This is a genomic window from Bacteroides thetaiotaomicron VPI-5482 (genome assembly GCF_000011065.1).
GTDB classification, from domain to species: domain Bacteria; phylum Bacteroidota; class Bacteroidia; order Bacteroidales; family Bacteroidaceae; genus Bacteroides; species Bacteroides thetaiotaomicron.
On the sequence record NC_004663.1, the window covers coordinates 1,703,373 to 1,719,197 of the forward strand.

The following is a 15,825-nucleotide window of genomic DNA, read 5'->3' on the forward strand; positions in this document are numbered from 1 at the left end:
ATTCAAGAAACTTGTTTAGTTAGTTAAAAAGAGCGCTTTTATCAGTATCAATAAAAGCGCTCGTATTATTTGTGGAATTATTTGTTGTTGAAAAGCATATCGCTCAGCGACTGCAACGCCGTCTTCTTATCGCAATCCCGGATAAGGAAGGAAATATTGTAGTTACTTCCTCCGAAGGAAATCATTCGCACAGGTATGTCCCGCATCGCATCAAGCGCTTTAGCTTCGAAACCGACATTCTCCCATTCCAGGTCACCTACTACACAGATAATACACATATCCTTGTCAACAGTGACAGTACCGTATTTTTTCAGGTCGTCCAGAATCTCGTTCAGATGCTTGGTGTTGTCTATTGTAACAGATACACCGACCTCTGAGGTACAGATCATGTCAATAGAAGTCTGATAGCTTTCAAAGATCTCGAATACTTTACGCAGGAAACCATGAGCAAGCAACATACGGCTTGATTTGATCTTGATAGCTGTAATATTGTTTTTGGCAGCTACGGCTTTAATCTTACCTTTCTCCGTGTCATTAGAAATTAGTGTTCCGGGAGCATCCGGGTCCATTGTATTCAGCAGACGTACAGGTATATTGGCATATTTAGCAGGCTGGATGCAAGTCGGGTGCAGGATTTTTGCACCGAAGTAAGCCAGCTCGGCTGCTTCTTCGAAATGCAGCTGACGAACCGGAGCTGTCTTGTCCACAATGCGCGGGTCGTTATTGTGCATACCGTCGATGTCCGTCCATATCTGGATTTCGGAAGCCTTTACGGCAGCACCGATCAAGGATGCGGTGTAATCGCTGCCACCACGCTGCAGGTTGTCTATCTCACCGTAAGCATTGCGGCAGATGAAACCTTGTGTGATGTAAATCTCCATATCCGGATACAGTTCCAGTTGTGTCTGCAGTTTCTCCTTAATATATACAGGGTCCGGTTCCGCGTTCTTGTCAGTACGCATGAATTCCAAAGCCGGAAGCAATACGGACTTCACACCGCATTCCTGCAGGTAGAAGTTGACCATAGCCGTAGAAATAAGCTCTCCCTGTGCCAAAACCACTTTCTCTTCGAACAAAGTGAAAAGGTCTTTAGTATAGGAGCGGATGTAGTCGAAGTGAGACTTGATGACTTCCAGACCTTTCTGTTTATATTCCTGAGTTGCAAAAAGCTCATCAACGTGCTGTTTATATTTTGATTCCAGCTTATTGATAATCTCGTTGGCACCCTCCGGATTCTTCTTATACAGATAGTCCGAAATTTCCACCAATGTATTTGTTGTTCCTGACATTGCAGAAAGGACAACAATCTTCTGTTCACCATCGGTAATCAATTTGGCTACTTCCTTCATCCGCTGAGCAGAACCCACGGAAGTTCCTCCAAACTTTAAAACTTTCATTTTCGTTACTGTTTTAGTTATCTATATTTAAATCTATTTCTATTGTTCTCTGTCTGGGCATGTATTCGTCTGTCACATCCGTTATACGATGTTCGGAACAGCGGTATACACTGCCGGGATATTCTTTCAGCAATTGCAGATTGTGCGTTGTCATCACTACCGACGAACCGGATTCGCAGATGTTGTGCAACAATTCAACGATGGACTTGCCTGTTTCCACATCCAGATTTCCGGTCGGCTCGTCTGCCAGGATAATAGCCGGAGAATTGAGCACGGCACGTGCGATAACGATGCGTTGCTGTTCGCCGCCGGAAAGTTCGTTGGGGAGTTTATAGCCCTTGTTGGACATTCCCACGAGGTCGAGCACTTCCTCTATTCTTTCCTGAATTTCCCGTTTGTTCTTCCAGCCAGTGGCACGAAGCACAAATTCCAGATTGTTGTAAACGGTACGGTCCGTCAGCAGCTGAAAGTCCTGAAACACAATTCCCAGCTTTCTTCTCAACTGAGGGATATGCTTGCGTTTGATTGAACGCATATTATAGCCCAGCACTTCCGCTTCGCCGTCGATTACGTCCAGTTCGCCGTAAAAGGTTTTGAGCAGGCTCGTTTTCCCCGAACCTACCTTCCCGATCAGATAGACGAACTCTCCTTTGTGCAATTCCAGATTGACATCGCTCAGTACACAGAGTTCCTGTTGATGGATTTCTACGTTTTTATATTGAATTAATGCTTCTTCCATGTACTGCTATGTCTTTCCTGCAATTCGCGTGCAAGGTCTTCGATCCGATAGCCTTTTGAAGTTAATAATACAATCATGTGATAAATCAGGTCGGCTCCTTCATAGATCAGACGTTCGTTTGTTCCATTCGTAGCTTCGATCACTGTTTCGACAGCTTCCTCACCTACTTTCTGAGCGATCTTGTTGATTCCGGATTCGAACAGGCTGGTGGTGTAAGAACCTTGGGGCATTTCTTCGTGACGTTTGTCAATGAAATCCTGCAATGCTTTCAGGAACATAACCGGTTCTTCGTTTTTCTCACCCCAGCAAGTATCTGTGCCTGTATGACAAACAGGACCTGCCGGATCTGCCTGGATCAACAGGGTATCGTTGTCACAATCCGCTTTGATAGATACCACATGAAGGAAGTTGCCGCTTTCTTCTCCTTTCGTCCAAAGACGATTTTTGGTACGGCTGAAGAAAGTTACTTTTCCGGTTTCCACCGTTTTATCATAGGCTTCCTTATTCATAAAGCCCAGCATCAAGACTTTGCGTGTCTCGTTGTCCTGTATGATAGCCGGAACAAGTCCGTTCATCTTATCGAAATCCAATTCCATCTTATATTAAGTTCTAATTACTATTTCAATTTACTATACCGTTTGTGTGAGCCCATGCCGCCTCACCCTCTGATGGTTATTCCTTCGCCGCAAAGATACGATTTTAATTCGGGAATTTTAATTTCTCCGAAATGAAAAACGCTGGCAGCCAACGCCGCATCTGCTTTTCCTACTAAAAAAGCATCACGGAAGTGTTCTTTCAGCCCTGCCCCGCCCGAAGCGATCACGGGAATAGAGAGTTGATCGGCCAAGGAAGCAAGCGCCTCGTTCGCATAACCGGTCTTCACCCCATCATGGTTCATGCTCGTAAACAGGATTTCGCCTGCTCCACGCTCCTGAGCCTCTTTAGTCCATGCCAGCAATTCTTTATCGGTTTCGATACGCCCGCCGTTCAGATAACACTTCCAGCCGTTTTCTGTTTGCTTGGCATCTACCGCCAGAACGCAAACCTGAGAGCCGAAGTTCTTGGCTATATCATCAATCAGCTGAGGGTTGCGAATGGCGGAAGAATTGATTGAGATCTTATCCGCTCCGGCATTCAGCAAGCGATCTACATCGCTCAATTCATTGATGCCACCGCCCACGGTAAACGGGATATTGATATTGGCAGCAATCCGCTTTACCAGTTCCGTGAAAGTCTTACGTCCTTCGTGACTTGCAGTAATATCCAAAAAAACAAGTTCATCTGCTCCTTGTTCGCTGTAAGCCCGCCCCAGTTCTACCGGATCACCGGCCTGGCGCAAATTGACAAAGTTCGTTCCTTTTACGGTCTGTCCGTCTTTTATATCCAGACAGGGTATGATTCTTTTTGCTAACACAATTCTATCTTATTTACTATTTGACAATTTAGATTCTACTAATCCGAGAACCTGCTTCTTTATTTTTTCATTATAACAGGGCGCTCCATTTCATTTTAGCACTCCTAATTATAAAAATATACGCAAATCTTTCAATGTTATATGCCCTTCGTACAATGCTTTACCGAAGATGACTCCGGGAACTCCGGCTTCATTCAAGGCGATAATGTCATCCACGTTGCTCACTCCGCCACTAGCCATCAGATAGAGATTCGGAAACTTCTCCAGCATTTCTTTATACAAATCGATAGAAGGACCTTTCAGCATTCCATCACAACTAATATCAGTGCAAATGACTTTCTGAATACCTTTATTTATATAGTCTTCGAGAAATGGGAAAAGCTCGCAGGCGCTTTCGTCTTTCCAGCCGTTTACGGCAATCTTATGTTCCTTGACGTCTGCTCCGAGGATTATTTTCTCACTGCCATATACTTCCAGCCAATGACAGAACAGCTCCGGATCTTTCACGGCAACGCTTCCGCCTGTCACCATCTGAGCACCGCTTTCGAAAGCTATTTTCAAATCTTCGTCACTCTTTACTCCACCGCCGAAATCCACTATTAAAGAGGTACGCGTAGCAATCTGCTCCAATACCCGATGGTTGACTACGTGGTGAGAAGCGGCTCCGTCCAGATCTACCACATGAAGCCTGCGAACCCCGTTCGCTTCGAACTCCTTGGCTACTTCCACCGGATTTTCGTTATAGACCTTCTTACTATCGTAATCTCCCTGAGAAAGGCGTACACATTTCCCGTCAATAATATCAATGGCTGGAATAATTTCTATCATCTGTTTATATACAATTTGATCATTTACGATTTACTATTTTAGCTGTTCACTCCATCTTCTTATACCTGTCCTTTTCTTCTTCTCCGAAAAGCCGGAAATAGTTTATAATAAACGATGACCGAGTTTATTATAAACTATAGCGGAGTTTATTATAAACTGTTGCAACGTTTATTAGAGATCCAGAAAGTTCCTCAGAACCCTTTCACCTGTCTTCCCGCTTTTCTCCGGATGGAACTGGGTGGCATAAAAGTTATCTTTATGCAATGCCGCGCTGAACGGATGGATATAATCGGTTTCAGCAGCAGTAAAGTCACAAACCGGCACATAGAAACTGTGTACAAAGTAGACAAACTCTTCTTCGGTGAATCCTTCGAACAGTTTGCTGTTTGTCTTACCAATCGTATTCCAGCCCATATGCGGCACTTTATCTTCATGCTTCTGCGGAACAAAACGTTTCACGTCTACATCAAAGATATTCAGGCAGTCCACCTCACCTTCTTCAGAATGTCGGCACATCAGCTGCATACCGAGGCAAATTCCGAACACAGGCTGACGCAGATTCTTGATCAGCTCGTCGAGCCCTGTTGCTTTCAGGTGATTCATGGTAGTTCCCGCCTCTCCTACTCCGGGGAAAATCACTTTATCGGCAGATTGAAGTATTTCTTTATCGGCAGTAATCACTGCTTCTACTCCCAACCGCTTCAGAGCATAGTCCACAGAACGGATATTCCCGGCATTGTATTTTACAACTGCTACTTTCATCAGCTAAATATTACTGTTTTATTTTTATAAGCCAAAATCTTACGTTCGATATGCTTTTGTACCGCACGCGAAAGAACAATTTTTTCCAGGTCCTTTCCTTTATTTACAAGATCTTCTATAGAGTCCTTATGTGTAATGCGTACTACATCCTGCTCGATGATCGGACCTGCATCCAGCTCAGTCGTCACATAATGGCTGGTCGCACCGATAATTTTCACTCCACGCTGGAATGCGGCATGATAAGGTTTTGCCCCCACAAATGCCGGTAGGAAGGAATGATGGATATTGATAATCTTATTTGGATACGCATTGATCATCTGTTCGGAAATCACTTGCATATAACGTGCCAACACGATGAATGTAATTTTATGTTTGGCAAGCAATTCCATTTCTTTGCGTTCCTGTTCTTCTTTGGTCTCCTTGGTGATGGGGAACAAATAGAAAGGAATACCGAAACGCTCTGCCACGTGCTGCAAGTCCGGATGGTTGCTTATAATAAGAGGTATCTCCACGTTCCACTCTCCTGCCGTGTAGCGAGCCAACATATCGAACAGGCAATGAGACATTTTAGAAACGAATATAGCCATACGCGGTTTCACATCCGAGAAATAAAGACGGAAATCCATTTCATACTTCTGCCCATATAGCGTTCTGAAATAATCTTCAATCTTTTCCTGCGGAACCAGAAAATCTTTCAATTCCCATTCTATACGCATGAAGAAGATGTTCTCCACATGGTCTACATACTGATCCAGATAGATAATATTTCCTTTGTTTACCGTAATAAAGTCTGTCACTTCCGCGAGGATTCCCGGTTTGTCGGGACAGTGCAATAACAGTTTGGCTGTAGTCATCATTCTTTTTACTAATTTACTATTCCGGGCGGAAATTCTTCCACCTATCTAATTTTAGTGCGCAAAAATAACGATTTATTGCAAAACTACGAATTATTCAAGCAGAAAGTTGATATAAAAACGGTGATTTCTTACAGATAGAAAGATATCCAAGACTATTTCCAAAGAAGAAGATGACAAACTTCAGGATAGTGACACTATCGCCTCCGGATAATGACACTATCCCATCGTGATAGTGTCACTATGACGACCGGATAGTGTCACCATCCTGACTGAAGAAAAAACTAATATTTTTTTTCATTATAAAAGTACTCAAAATGAGACACTAAGCTTTTTTCTTGCTTTTTATTGGAAAAAAGTTTCATCAAAACATTTGCAGATTTACAAAAAACAACTACCTTTGCACCCGCAATCGAGAGAGATGCAGATTAACAAAATGAAATTCTGGTTCGGTAGTTCAGTTGGTTAGAATACATGCCTGTCACGCATGGGGTCGCGGGTTCGAGTCCCGTCCGGACCGCTTCTTTTAAGTAAGAAGCAAAGAGAAATAAAATGAATTAGTCTTTAATATTTGGTGCGTTAGTTCAGTTGGTTAGAATACATGCCTGTCACGCATGGGGTCACGGGTTCGAGTCCCGTACGCACCGCTTCTTAAGAAAGTAAAAAAGTCTTTGATTACATTGATAATCAAAGACTTTTTTTTATGCATTACACGAAACCCAGATCGCTAACAGCTACAGTCTACGACTAAGACTGGCGGATATCTTAAACATGCTGTTACCCGCCATCGGACATCAGACCTATAAAGTCATATATAAAAAAGATAATAATTCACTGCATCATCTGGGTTATTCAATTTTAAATAGCACCTTTGCATACATAAAGAAAATAGAATGATATATGAAAGAAGTAATTTTTGTATTATTAAATGAGTTCGCCGACTGGGAAGGCGCATTTATAGCTGCCTGCCTGAATCAGGGTGTTATGCCCGGAAGTCCTGTTCCTTATAAAGTGAAAACCTTGTCTATAACCAAAGAGCCTGTCTCTTCAATAGGGGGATTCAGAGTATTGCCTGATTATGATTTGAAAGATATGCCGGAAGATTATGCAGGTCTGATATTAATTGGCGGCATGAGCTGGTTTTCACCAGAAGCTGAATTAATAGCCCCGCTGATAGAAAAAGCTATCAAAGATAAGAAAGTGGTTGGCGGAATATGCAATGCTTCCGTTTTCCTTGCTATGCATGGATTTCTCAATAACGTAAAGCATACGAGTAATACAATCGATTATCTGAAACAACATGTCGGAGAGAGATATACAGGTGATTCGAACTACGTTGATCAGCAAGCTGTAAGAGATGGAAAGATCATAACCGCTAACGGAACCGGACAACTGGAATTTTGCAGGGAAATACTATATGCATTAGAAGCTGATACAGCCGAAGCAATAGAAAAAAGTTATCTGTTTTATAAAAACGGATTCTGTCCGGAGTAATAAAAGCAAGGTTAAGTTTAACAATTACCGGATAACTAACATTAGATATAAAAATAGCCTCATACCCAAATAGACAAAACATACGGAGAACATCGGGATAATAAAGTTCCATTTTTCGCTACGTTCCAATATTCCGAATCGTCAGAAGAGATTAATCTTTCCTGACGATTCTTTTCTAAACATCTTCCGCCTACATATTCCCTCTATTATAAATTAATCAGAAAGTTAACCATTTCAGGGTCATAATGGGAGAAGAACAGACTTTCTTTTTTATCGAGTCCGGCAATCTCTTCCATATCCTTTACGGACAAGGTGAAGTCAAATACATCGAAGTTTTCTATCATGCGTTCCTTGCGAGTCGATTTCGGGATAACGATGATATCACGCTGAATAAGAAAGCGCAGAGCTACCTGTGCAACCGATTTTCCATACTGTTCTCCGATTGCTTTCAATACTTCATTAGAGAAGAAATTATTGCGTCCTTCTGCAAATGGCCCCCATGACATGACCTTCGTATCGTATTTCTTCATAATCTCCTGCGGTTTCACTTGCTGGTTGAAGACGTGTGTTTCAACTTGATTCACCGCCGGTTTAATCTCACAAAATTCTGCCAGATCAATGAAACGGTCCGGATAGAAATTGCTGACACCAATGGCACGAGCTTTTCCGGCCTTGTAAGCCTCTTCCATGGCACGGTATGTACCATAGTAATCATTGAAAGGCTGATGAATAAGCAACAAATCAACATAATCACTTTGGAGCTTACGCAAGGATTCGTCAATAGAAGCTTTTGCTTTTTCGTATCCACCGTTCGAAATCCATACTTTCGTTGTGATAAACAGTTCTTCACGTGGTACACCGCATTTCCTGACTGCATTACCCACTCCTTCTTCATTATAATATGCCTGTGCAGTATCAATAGAACGATAACCGACACTAATAGCATCCAGCACACAGCGCTCACACTCTTCAGGAGTTACCTGATATACACCATAGCCTAAAATCGGCATTTCAACACCGTTGTTCAATCTTACTGTTTCCATAAATGCACTATTTTAATTATTAAACTCAATACCTCCATACTTATCAATAACAAGATCAATAGTTGAATTGATTTTATTACAGTACAAAATTAAGGAAGAAACATACATCTGACAGTAGATAAATTACGGGTTGTTCAACCATTATTACTGATTCTATTCAACAGCGAAACTTTCCGACTTAAAGTTACTGTAAAACCTTCCGGAAATCGCTGTAAATTTTAAAACACAATAATCGGGGTCCGTCACTCCTTCGGGATAGTACATCGTATCCCCTTCCTGCCATATCATCTCTTTACTGGCAGGATCGGTCAGCACTTCCATAGTACCGCGCAGCATCACCCCTCTAAAGAACCGCGTATCACAAAAGTAAATACAGGCATGATTGTTCTCACGATATTGGGCCACACGCATTGACGAAGTATTTGTAGTCAGATAAATCGTCTTTATCCCTTCCCTCTTTCGGGGTTGTAACATAGCTTTCATATTAGGAAATCCTTCACTGTCTATGGAACCGATAAAGGCCGTTTTCAGCTTATCAATCATGTTCCCTACTGTTTTTTCCGCATCTCTCATCGTTCAATAATTTTAATTGGTTATTATCTGATGCGAAAGTAGGGATATAGAAGACAATCAGTGCAACAGAAAGAAAGGGAGAAATATCACTTTTTACGGTTTATGCGTTCTTCGATAAAGTAATGGCGTTGTTCCAGTATATTGCCGGAAGCTACGGATAAAATAAGAGACAGTTGAGAAATGAAGTTCAAACGCAATATCCGATATAGGGAAATCTGTATAAGTAAGCAGTCTCTTAGCCTCATCCATTACTTTATTCCGGATATATTGCTTCGCACTAATCCCTTTTGTAGAGGTTACAATCTCATTCAGATAATTCGGGGTAATACAAAGTTTATCCGCATAATATTGAACAGAATGCTGCTCTTTCAGATGGCTCTCAACCAACTTCATAAATTTGTCAATATGGATATTACCAACCTCTTTGGATGTAGTTTCTTCTTCCATATTCACTTTCTTATATTCCCGGTCCAACAACATCAGGACTTCATAAAGTAATGCCCTTAATACATACACATCATTCTGTCTGTACGAATCAATCTCCGTTTTAATATTGTGCAATATCTGAAGGATACGCATATAAAGTTCATCCGGCAACTGTAATTTGGATGATGTCTTTCCCGACTGGAAGAATGAAAGATGCTGCACAAAGAGAGAATCCTTAAAAAGAGAAGATAAAAACTCATCTTCAAAGATCAAAGCATAACCATTGACTATGTGGCGGGTATCCCAGTTCCGAATCTCTCCCGGTTTAGAGAAAAACACATCACGGGAAGCCGCCTCGTTAGTCTGATTATCTATCGAAAACTTGCCCTCCCCTTCTGTGACAAACGTGATATCATAGTAAGTCAGCGTGTGGACAGAACTCTGAGAGAGGAACTTCTTTACGTATTTCAGTTCGACGACATCTATCAAAAGTTCACTTCCATACTTATTCTTATAGAAAGTATATCGGGGAATCAGATTTTTCATTTCAATTACAAAAATAATATTCCTTATCAAATGATCCAAAGACTTTCCGGTTTTGAGAAGCACCGGGGTAAGAATAGACTATTCAACAAGGAATATCTTCAAATATAGAGAATGAGACATTTCTTATTTACAGCTTCCGGCCAGATATCCCAGACTTGTCACATCGGCCCCTAAATAATAAGTAATGTACTTCAAAGGGACTCTGTACAGAATATCGGGAATTTCTGATAATAAAGAAAGGTATCTTTCCCTGATCGTCAGTTTACGTGCATTCACACTCATTTCCTCTTTAAGGTAAAACTGATATTCCATCATCTGACGAATCAGATTGGAAAACGTGATGGACGTTGCACACAATTCCTCGATCTCATCTTCGCTGATGTAATAGGCCACACACCTTGTCAGTGTTTTGACAGAATGCTTACTTGTATTGTAGCACAATATAGCGTCACCTTCGGACAGGAATCTGACGGTTTTGTCCTCTCCCTGCTGGGTAGTAAATGTATGCAGGATACCGGAAACGATAATGTACAAGCTCTGCTCGGGCATTGTAGCAGAAGCAATCGTTTCTCCTTTATCCAGATACACTCTTTCCATGCGAGCCAACAGCTCTTTCACTTCCTTTTCTTCAACCTGATACTCAAAACAGAGTTTCTTCAAATAAGCTTCCATACAAATTGATTTTAGTTAATATATCCACTTAAAACACCTAATTCGACATAGCAGGCATCATGGTGCCTTTCAAATAAACTTTCTTCCGGGTATATCTTAAATACCAGATACAGATCAACAATGAAACCACTGTTGAAAGAGGTGGTGCAAAGCCCATGATAAACAAGGAAGAACTGTCTATCTGACTAAACCAGTACGACAACGGAATCCGGAACAGGAAAGTCGCTATCAGACTGTGAATCATCGGGAACAATGAATTTCCCTGTCCGCTGAAGTAAGAGTTTATACAGAACACAAAACTTACAACGATACAGTCGATACTATATCCCCGCAGATACTCCGCCGCCATTGATACCACCGCCGCATCTTTGGTAAAGAACGCGGTAAGCGTTTCCGGCAGGAATTGTGAATACACACAAACCGATACACCGAAAACAAATGCAATTCCTATCCCCGAAGCCAGACAGCGGTTCATCCGTTGTATAAGTCCGGCTCCGTAGTTCTGTGCCGTCATCGTCGCTACTGCCGATGAGATTGCCATCGGAGGCAGCATGGCAAACACTATAATTTTCTCTACGACACCCAAAGAAGCCGATGCGATCACTCCCATCTGATTGACTATAACGGTGATGATCAGAAACGAGATATTGATCAGCGCATCCTGCAACGCAATAGGCGCTCCCAATGTCATGACTTTCTTGGCCAGGTTCCGGTTCAGCCGGATATCTTTCCGGGTAAACTCAAAATGAAATCCGTGCCGATATAAGAACCAAAGAGAGATCATGAAGCTGACTCCCTGCGCCGTTATGGTGGCAACTGCCGCTCCTGTGGCTCCCAAATGGAAATATCCTACCAGTATAAAATCGAGTACAATATTAATCACACACGCCAGCGCTACAAAATAAAGCGGCGTCTTGGAGTCTCCCAACCCGCGCAAAATACCGCATACGACGTTATATCCTACTATAAACAATATCCCGGCCGAACATACAAGGATGTAACTTTTCGTATCCGCCATCGCCTCTATCGGCGTATGCATTAACTCTGCTATCCGACCATGAAAAACCACCATGACCAAAGTAAGCAGCACCCCGATTATTGAAAACAACCATACAGACGAACCGATGGTGAAAGCTACTTTCTTGTCATCCTTTGCTCCGGTAGCGATGGCAATCAAAACGGTTGTTCCTGTCGTAATGCCAAGAATAATCCCCGTAATTGTCTGCATCACCTGACTGCCGATGGCTACAGCCGCCACACTTGCAGAATCATCGTATTGTCCCACCACAAAAAGGTCGGCCCCGCCATAAAGTGCCTGAAGCACATTGGCAATCAGAAAAGGAACCGCATATTGCAGTAATACTTTCGGAACACTCCCTTGTGTCAAATTTAACTCCTTCATAGTTTTTCAATACTTACTCCTCTTATCTTACTTGTTACAAAATAAAAAAGTGCCGGACAAGCTGAATGATTCACACCATTCATCTTATCCAGCACTATAATTATCTATTATAGCACCCTCCGATGAGGATTTTCTATGCCTGTCCCTATTTTTGGGGTGCAAATATGGGCTTTGTTTTCATAACTACCAAATTATAATCGATAATTATTTTTTTATGATACCATAAGGTATCAATGTGATACCAATTTCAGACCTACAATGGAGCAAATCAATGTGAAGATGAAGAAAATTCTGCCCCAGCTTGCCGGCTCTTTAAAGAAAAAAATACCGATCAGCACCGTACCGGCGGCACCGATACCGGTCCATATAGCATAAGCCGTACCAACGGGCAATGCTTTGGTAACCCTTATCAGAAGGAGCATACTGACACACAGGGATATCAGCAGTCCGAATGACCACATATATTTCTCTGCTCCTACTACTCTGTTTATTTTTCCCAGACAGAAAGTAAAGACCAATTCAAGGCATCCTGCCAAAATCAAAAGAATCCAATTCATAACACTTCTTTTTTTTGATTGCAAAGGTCATGAATTTCCGGCGCCCTTCATTTTACATTTGTAAAAAAGGGATTTTACAAAGTTTAAAAAATCATCTTATCTTCGCACGGATTCTGCTTAGATTGACCTGTGAGATGCCTAAATAGGAAGCTATAATACCCAATGGCACACGTTGAAGTATATCGGGATATTCGGATATCAGTTCCTGATACCTCTCCAATGAAGTTTTGAATTGCCTTGATATAAACAACTTTTCCGATTTGATGCATTCTCTCTCGGAAAACTTCCGTCCCCAGTTGGCTATATGTATATCTTCCAGATAGAGATTGTGCAATTTATCGACACTGAGTTCATACAGGACACTGTCTTCCAAAAGTTCAATATTCTCATATCCTGCCCGATTATCATGAAGAGTTTGCAGAGGGAAGATTGCATCCCCTTCTTTCCCGAACCAGAAGGTAACCTTCTTATCCGACTGATAGGTATAGGCATGCAGCATCCCTTTCTTCATCAGATAGAACTTAGAGTTTTTATGATTTGCCCGGAACAGATGGAAGCCTTTAGGATAGGCTACTTCGGGAGCATCACTCAGTAAAGCCTCCTTTGAGGCATCCGGCAACTTGTAAATAGAGTCTATGATATCATTTATATCCATAAGCTGTTTTATTTCAATCGTTTTGCTACCCTTTTCAGCATAGAACGGATGATGACTTTATGAAAAGGACGAATAAAGAAGAAGTACAACCGGCCCAGTCGGTTATTGAACTTTACAACGGTCGTGATTGTAAACGTCTGCCCGCCGGGCTCCTTCTCTCCACACCATAATGAAGCATGAAACGTCAGGTGTTTATCGGGCATACCGAAAACAACTTCCTGTGCATTCTGCTCACATATCGTATCGGCAAAGCGCATACCAACTTCCAGACCTAACGGTTTGACTATCGCATTCCTTAACTTCATCAACCCATTCACCCAGCCCGGAGAGTGATTAAAAGCCATATCAAAGAACTCGTCGGAAGTGATTGCTTTTTCACTGACTACGTTCCTTGAAAAAGAATCGCAATAATCTGCCGGAAGATAGCCGGCTATCAAACTGTCTTGGGGTATATTCTGCTCTTTCATCATCTTCGGCCATACCTTAATAGTATGGTTTGCCAAAAGTAGTCACTTTAGACAGACAAACAATGACTTTGCCCGATTTTCTGCTATCACCTCCTGTCTGGACGACAGATATTACTATTACTTATTCACAAACAGAAGGGCATAAATGAATATATACAGCAAGGGCTGCCCTTTTACGGAGCAGCCCTCACCATTCTATTTACATCTCTTGTTTTTAGTCTTCAATCGTACATATACTTACACGATTCCAATCCGGTTCGGTAAACATGTCACCTACGCCCTGACCTTCGGCAGTGATACGAGAAGCATTGATCTTGTATTTATTGACCAGAATAGTCTTTACGGCTTCCGCACGTGCAGCGGCAATTCTTGCATTGACTTCAGCACTACCTTCCGGAGAAGCATACCCCTTGATGACTACTTTTGCATCAGCATATTTCTTCAGATAAGAAGCTACGCGTTCCACATTCGGCAACTGTGAAGCATCAACCGATGATTTACCCTGTCTGAAAGTAATGATAGATTCAGGAACACGGGCAGTTTTCACTACAGTCTCCACCGGAACGACCTTGGTACGGCATTCTTCCAGTTCTTGCTGCAATCCGCTGATTTTTTGGTTGGCGCTGTTGAGTTCGCCGTCCTTATTGTTCACTTGTCCGCGGAGAGCATTGATAGAAGCATTCAAATCGTCGATTTCACCCTGATTGTAAACTCTTACTTCGGTGAAGTAACGGTTTCCTGTACTGCTCTTGAAGTGATAAGTCAGTCCGGCAGTCAGTTCAAATGCTGCATTATTGGCATTGAAACGGCTCTTTGCCTGATTAAAGTCCCCTTGCATATCATATACGATGGCAGGTTTCAGTCCCAATGTCCAGGCCTTGCTTTCGCCTAGATTAAAGTTCAGATTCAATCCGAAACGGGTTGACCATGAGTTCTGGTCGCCATCACCATTCACATAATAATGTAACCATCCCGCACCGGCTACTGCCTCCACTTCAAACAAACGAGGAGTGCCGTTGTAACCAGCAAACAGGTTCATCAGATTCACTTTACCCAACAGGCTGACATCTGAGGCATCAAAAGCTGTTTTACTTGGAGTGGTATTGATATACCCCATACCCTGAAATCCTAAACCGAAGACAGGAGTCAACTGTTTGGAAAGACCAACTCCGAAAGCCGGACGTGCATTCTTAAAGAAAGCGCTGTGAGTGAGAGGAGTGATTGCACCTGCATTTACTTCTACAGACCAATTATCTGCAAACTTTGTACCTTCTACAACAGATTGGGCTTTTGCTGTAAATGCGCCCAATACCATAGCTAATAGAATAATAGATTTCTTCATAATCATACGTTTTAAATTGTAATGTTTCATTTGCTAAATCATTAGAAATGTTTTATTTGCTCATGCCTAACTTTTTAGTTCATCATTTATTTCGTTATTCACTTTAAACAACATACAATATGAATTATTAGTTCACGGAGCAAGAGGCGAATTAACATCTATTTTGTTTCTTAGGAATATTAAAAATAGACCTATAGATGAGATAATGAACATCATACAAGCTAATAACACAGAATATGCAGTGAAAGCAGAGGTACAAAAATAAAATCGGCTGCAATTTCCATCAGCAATTATCGAAAGAAAAACAATAAGGGTCATGATGCAGCAATAAGATGCAGTCCGGTCATAATTTCATTCACGAAGAACAGTAGATACGAAAAATGGATTTCATATTAACAGTTTAAACTTATCCATAAAAAAGAGGTTTCCAGCACAAAGTAGCACTCAAAAAGAGGTTTTACTCCATTCTTTTAAAGAAATGAACGCTCCCTCACCGACCAACGGTCCGTTGGTTTAAAACCAAGGCAGGGTTTCATTTAAAGGAAAGACGCTTACCATTGCTTGTTATAATGCATATAATGATTATTTAGATGCAGAAATATGTCCGAAAGCTGCATATTATTTCATTATTCTATGCACTTTTTTCTCTATTTG

17 protein-coding genes and 2 tRNA genes are annotated in these 15,825 nt (G+C 41.7%); 3 read left to right on the forward strand and 16 right to left on the reverse strand.

The annotated features are described in order from the left end of the window. Positions 1-77: 77 nt before the first annotated feature. The 7 genes from BT_RS06960 to purU all read right to left on the reverse strand — a co-directional run bounded on the left by BT_RS06960 (position 78) and on the right by purU (position 5,997). Positions 78-1,397 (reverse strand): aspartate kinase, encoded by a 1,320-nt coding sequence (locus BT_RS06960; protein WP_008764912.1) that lies wholly within the window; start codon positions 1,395-1,397, stop codon positions 78-80. Positions 1,398-1,410: 13 nt separating this feature from the next. Further along, positions 1,411-2,136, reverse strand: a complete 726-nt coding sequence (locus BT_RS06965) for a cell division ATP-binding protein FtsE (protein WP_008762400.1) — start codon at positions 2,134-2,136, stop codon at positions 1,411-1,413. Next, entirely contained in the window at positions 2,121-2,732 is a 612-nt protein-coding gene (gene hisIE, locus BT_RS06970) for a bifunctional phosphoribosyl-AMP cyclohydrolase/phosphoribosyl-ATP diphosphatase HisIE (RefSeq protein WP_008762399.1), read from the reverse strand. Before hisIE ends, BT_RS06965 begins: the two co-directional genes overlap by 16 nt. A gap of 62 nt (positions 2,733-2,794) precedes the next feature. Beyond that, positions 2,795-3,550: an imidazole glycerol phosphate synthase subunit HisF gene (gene hisF, locus BT_RS06975; RefSeq protein ID WP_008762398.1), complete on the reverse strand. Its 756-nt coding sequence runs from the start codon at positions 3,548-3,550 to the stop codon at positions 2,795-2,797. Between the two features lie 108 nt (positions 3,551-3,658). Beyond that, positions 3,659-4,378, reverse strand: coding sequence for a 1-(5-phosphoribosyl)-5-[(5-phosphoribosylamino)methylideneamino]imidazole-4-carboxamide isomerase (hisA, locus tag BT_RS06980; RefSeq protein WP_008764911.1), 720 nt, complete (start codon positions 4,376-4,378; stop codon positions 3,659-3,661). 171 nt (positions 4,379-4,549) lie between these two features. Continuing rightward, on the reverse strand, positions 4,550-5,140 hold the full coding sequence (hisH, locus tag BT_RS06985) for an imidazole glycerol phosphate synthase subunit HisH (protein ID WP_011107745.1): 591 nt from the start codon (positions 5,138-5,140) through the stop codon (positions 4,550-4,552). Continuing rightward, positions 5,140-5,997 carry a formyltetrahydrofolate deformylase gene (gene purU / locus BT_RS06990; protein WP_008762395.1) on the reverse strand — a complete coding sequence of 286 codons (858 nt, stop codon included), beginning with the start codon at positions 5,995-5,997 and terminating at the stop codon, positions 5,140-5,142. Before purU ends, hisH begins: the two co-directional genes overlap by 1 nt. Positions 5,998-6,440: 443 nt before the next feature. On the opposite strand from purU, the gene BT_RS06995 reads away from it, so the two are divergent. The 3 genes from BT_RS06995 (at position 6,441) to BT_RS07005 (ending at position 7,488) form a co-directional block, all read left to right on the forward strand. Next, positions 6,441-6,514 (forward strand) — tRNA-Asp (locus BT_RS06995). A gap of 53 nt (positions 6,515-6,567) precedes the next feature. Beyond that, positions 6,568-6,641 (forward strand) — tRNA-Asp (locus tag BT_RS07000). 253 nt (positions 6,642-6,894) lie between these two features. Beyond that, positions 6,895-7,488, forward strand: a complete 594-nt coding sequence (locus tag BT_RS07005; protein ID WP_011107746.1) for a type 1 glutamine amidotransferase family protein — start codon at positions 6,895-6,897, stop codon at positions 7,486-7,488. Positions 7,489-7,694: 206 nt separating this feature from the next. Here BT_RS07005 and BT_RS07010 read toward each other — a convergent pair whose 3' ends face one another. The 9 genes from BT_RS07010 to BT_RS07050 all read right to left on the reverse strand — a co-directional run bounded on the left by BT_RS07010 (position 7,695) and on the right by BT_RS07050 (position 15,177). Beyond that, positions 7,695-8,531, reverse strand: a complete 837-nt coding sequence (locus tag BT_RS07010) for an aldo/keto reductase (RefSeq protein ID WP_011107747.1) — start codon at positions 8,529-8,531, stop codon at positions 7,695-7,697. 153 nt (positions 8,532-8,684) lie between these two features. Further along, positions 8,685-9,104: a pyridoxamine 5'-phosphate oxidase family protein gene (locus BT_RS07015; protein WP_008764905.1), complete on the reverse strand. Its 420-nt coding sequence runs from the start codon at positions 9,102-9,104 to the stop codon at positions 8,685-8,687. 93 nt (positions 9,105-9,197) lie between these two features. Further along, positions 9,198-10,076 carry a helix-turn-helix domain-containing protein gene (locus BT_RS07020; RefSeq protein ID WP_008764904.1) on the reverse strand — a complete coding sequence of 293 codons (879 nt, stop codon included), beginning with the start codon at positions 10,074-10,076 and terminating at the stop codon, positions 9,198-9,200. A gap of 123 nt (positions 10,077-10,199) precedes the next feature. After that, positions 10,200-10,748: a Crp/Fnr family transcriptional regulator gene (locus BT_RS07025; RefSeq protein WP_008764903.1), complete on the reverse strand. Its 549-nt coding sequence runs from the start codon at positions 10,746-10,748 to the stop codon at positions 10,200-10,202. 37 nt (positions 10,749-10,785) lie between these two features. After that, positions 10,786-12,150: an MATE family efflux transporter gene (locus tag BT_RS07030; RefSeq protein WP_011107748.1), complete on the reverse strand. Its 1,365-nt coding sequence runs from the start codon at positions 12,148-12,150 to the stop codon at positions 10,786-10,788. A 230-nt stretch (positions 12,151-12,380) separates the two neighbouring features. After that, positions 12,381-12,707, reverse strand: coding sequence for a DMT family transporter (locus BT_RS07035; protein WP_008764901.1), 327 nt, complete (start codon positions 12,705-12,707; stop codon positions 12,381-12,383). 91 nt (positions 12,708-12,798) lie between these two features. Continuing rightward, on the reverse strand, positions 12,799-13,362 hold the full coding sequence (locus tag BT_RS07040; RefSeq protein ID WP_008764900.1) for a Crp/Fnr family transcriptional regulator: 564 nt from the start codon (positions 13,360-13,362) through the stop codon (positions 12,799-12,801). Positions 13,363-13,370: 8 nt separating this feature from the next. After that, entirely contained in the window at positions 13,371-13,832 is a 462-nt protein-coding gene (locus tag BT_RS07045) for a DUF2867 domain-containing protein (RefSeq protein ID WP_008764899.1), read from the reverse strand. A gap of 211 nt (positions 13,833-14,043) precedes the next feature. Beyond that, entirely contained in the window at positions 14,044-15,177 is a 1,134-nt protein-coding gene (locus tag BT_RS07050) for an OmpA family protein (RefSeq protein WP_172461650.1), read from the reverse strand. Positions 15,178-15,825: the final 648 nt, after the last annotated feature.

Coding starts and splice junctions, on each gene's coding strand:
- purU (WP_008762395.1), bottom strand. CDS start 5,997: ATGATGACTACAGCCAAACTGTTATTGCACTGTCCCGACAAACCGGGA.
- hisA (WP_008764911.1), bottom strand. CDS start 4,378: ATGATAGAAATTATTCCAGCCATTGATATTATTGACGGGAAATGTGTA.
- BT_RS07005 (WP_011107746.1), top strand. CDS start 6,895: ATGAAAGAAGTAATTTTTGTATTATTAAATGAGTTCGCCGACTGGGAA.
- BT_RS07020 (WP_008764904.1), bottom strand. CDS start 10,076: ATGAAAAATCTGATTCCCCGATATACTTTCTATAAGAATAAGTATGGA.
- BT_RS07035 (WP_008764901.1), bottom strand. CDS start 12,707: ATGAATTGGATTCTTTTGATTTTGGCAGGATGCCTTGAATTGGTCTTT.
- BT_RS07010 (WP_011107747.1), bottom strand. CDS start 8,531: ATGGAAACAGTAAGATTGAACAACGGTGTTGAAATGCCGATTTTAGGC.
- BT_RS07025 (WP_008764903.1), bottom strand. CDS start 10,748: ATGGAAGCTTATTTGAAGAAACTCTGTTTTGAGTATCAGGTTGAAGAA.
- BT_RS07045 (WP_008764899.1), bottom strand. CDS start 13,832: ATGATGAAAGAGCAGAATATACCCCAAGACAGTTTGATAGCCGGCTAT.
- BT_RS06960 (WP_008764912.1), bottom strand. CDS start 1,397: ATGAAAGTTTTAAAGTTTGGAGGAACTTCCGTGGGTTCTGCTCAGCGG.
- hisIE (WP_008762399.1), bottom strand. CDS start 2,732: ATGGAATTGGATTTCGATAAGATGAACGGACTTGTTCCGGCTATCATA.
- BT_RS07040 (WP_008764900.1), bottom strand. CDS start 13,362: ATGGATATAAATGATATCATAGACTCTATTTACAAGTTGCCGGATGCC.
- hisH (WP_011107745.1), bottom strand. CDS start 5,140: ATGAAAGTAGCAGTTGTAAAATACAATGCCGGGAATATCCGTTCTGTG.
- BT_RS07030 (WP_011107748.1), bottom strand. CDS start 12,150: ATGAAGGAGTTAAATTTGACACAAGGGAGTGTTCCGAAAGTATTACTG.
- BT_RS06965 (WP_008762400.1), bottom strand. CDS start 2,136: ATGGAAGAAGCATTAATTCAATATAAAAACGTAGAAATCCATCAACAG.
- BT_RS07015 (WP_008764905.1), bottom strand. CDS start 9,104: ATGAGAGATGCGGAAAAAACAGTAGGGAACATGATTGATAAGCTGAAA.
- BT_RS07050 (WP_172461650.1), bottom strand. CDS start 15,177: ATGATTATGAAGAAATCTATTATTCTATTAGCTATGGTATTGGGCGCA.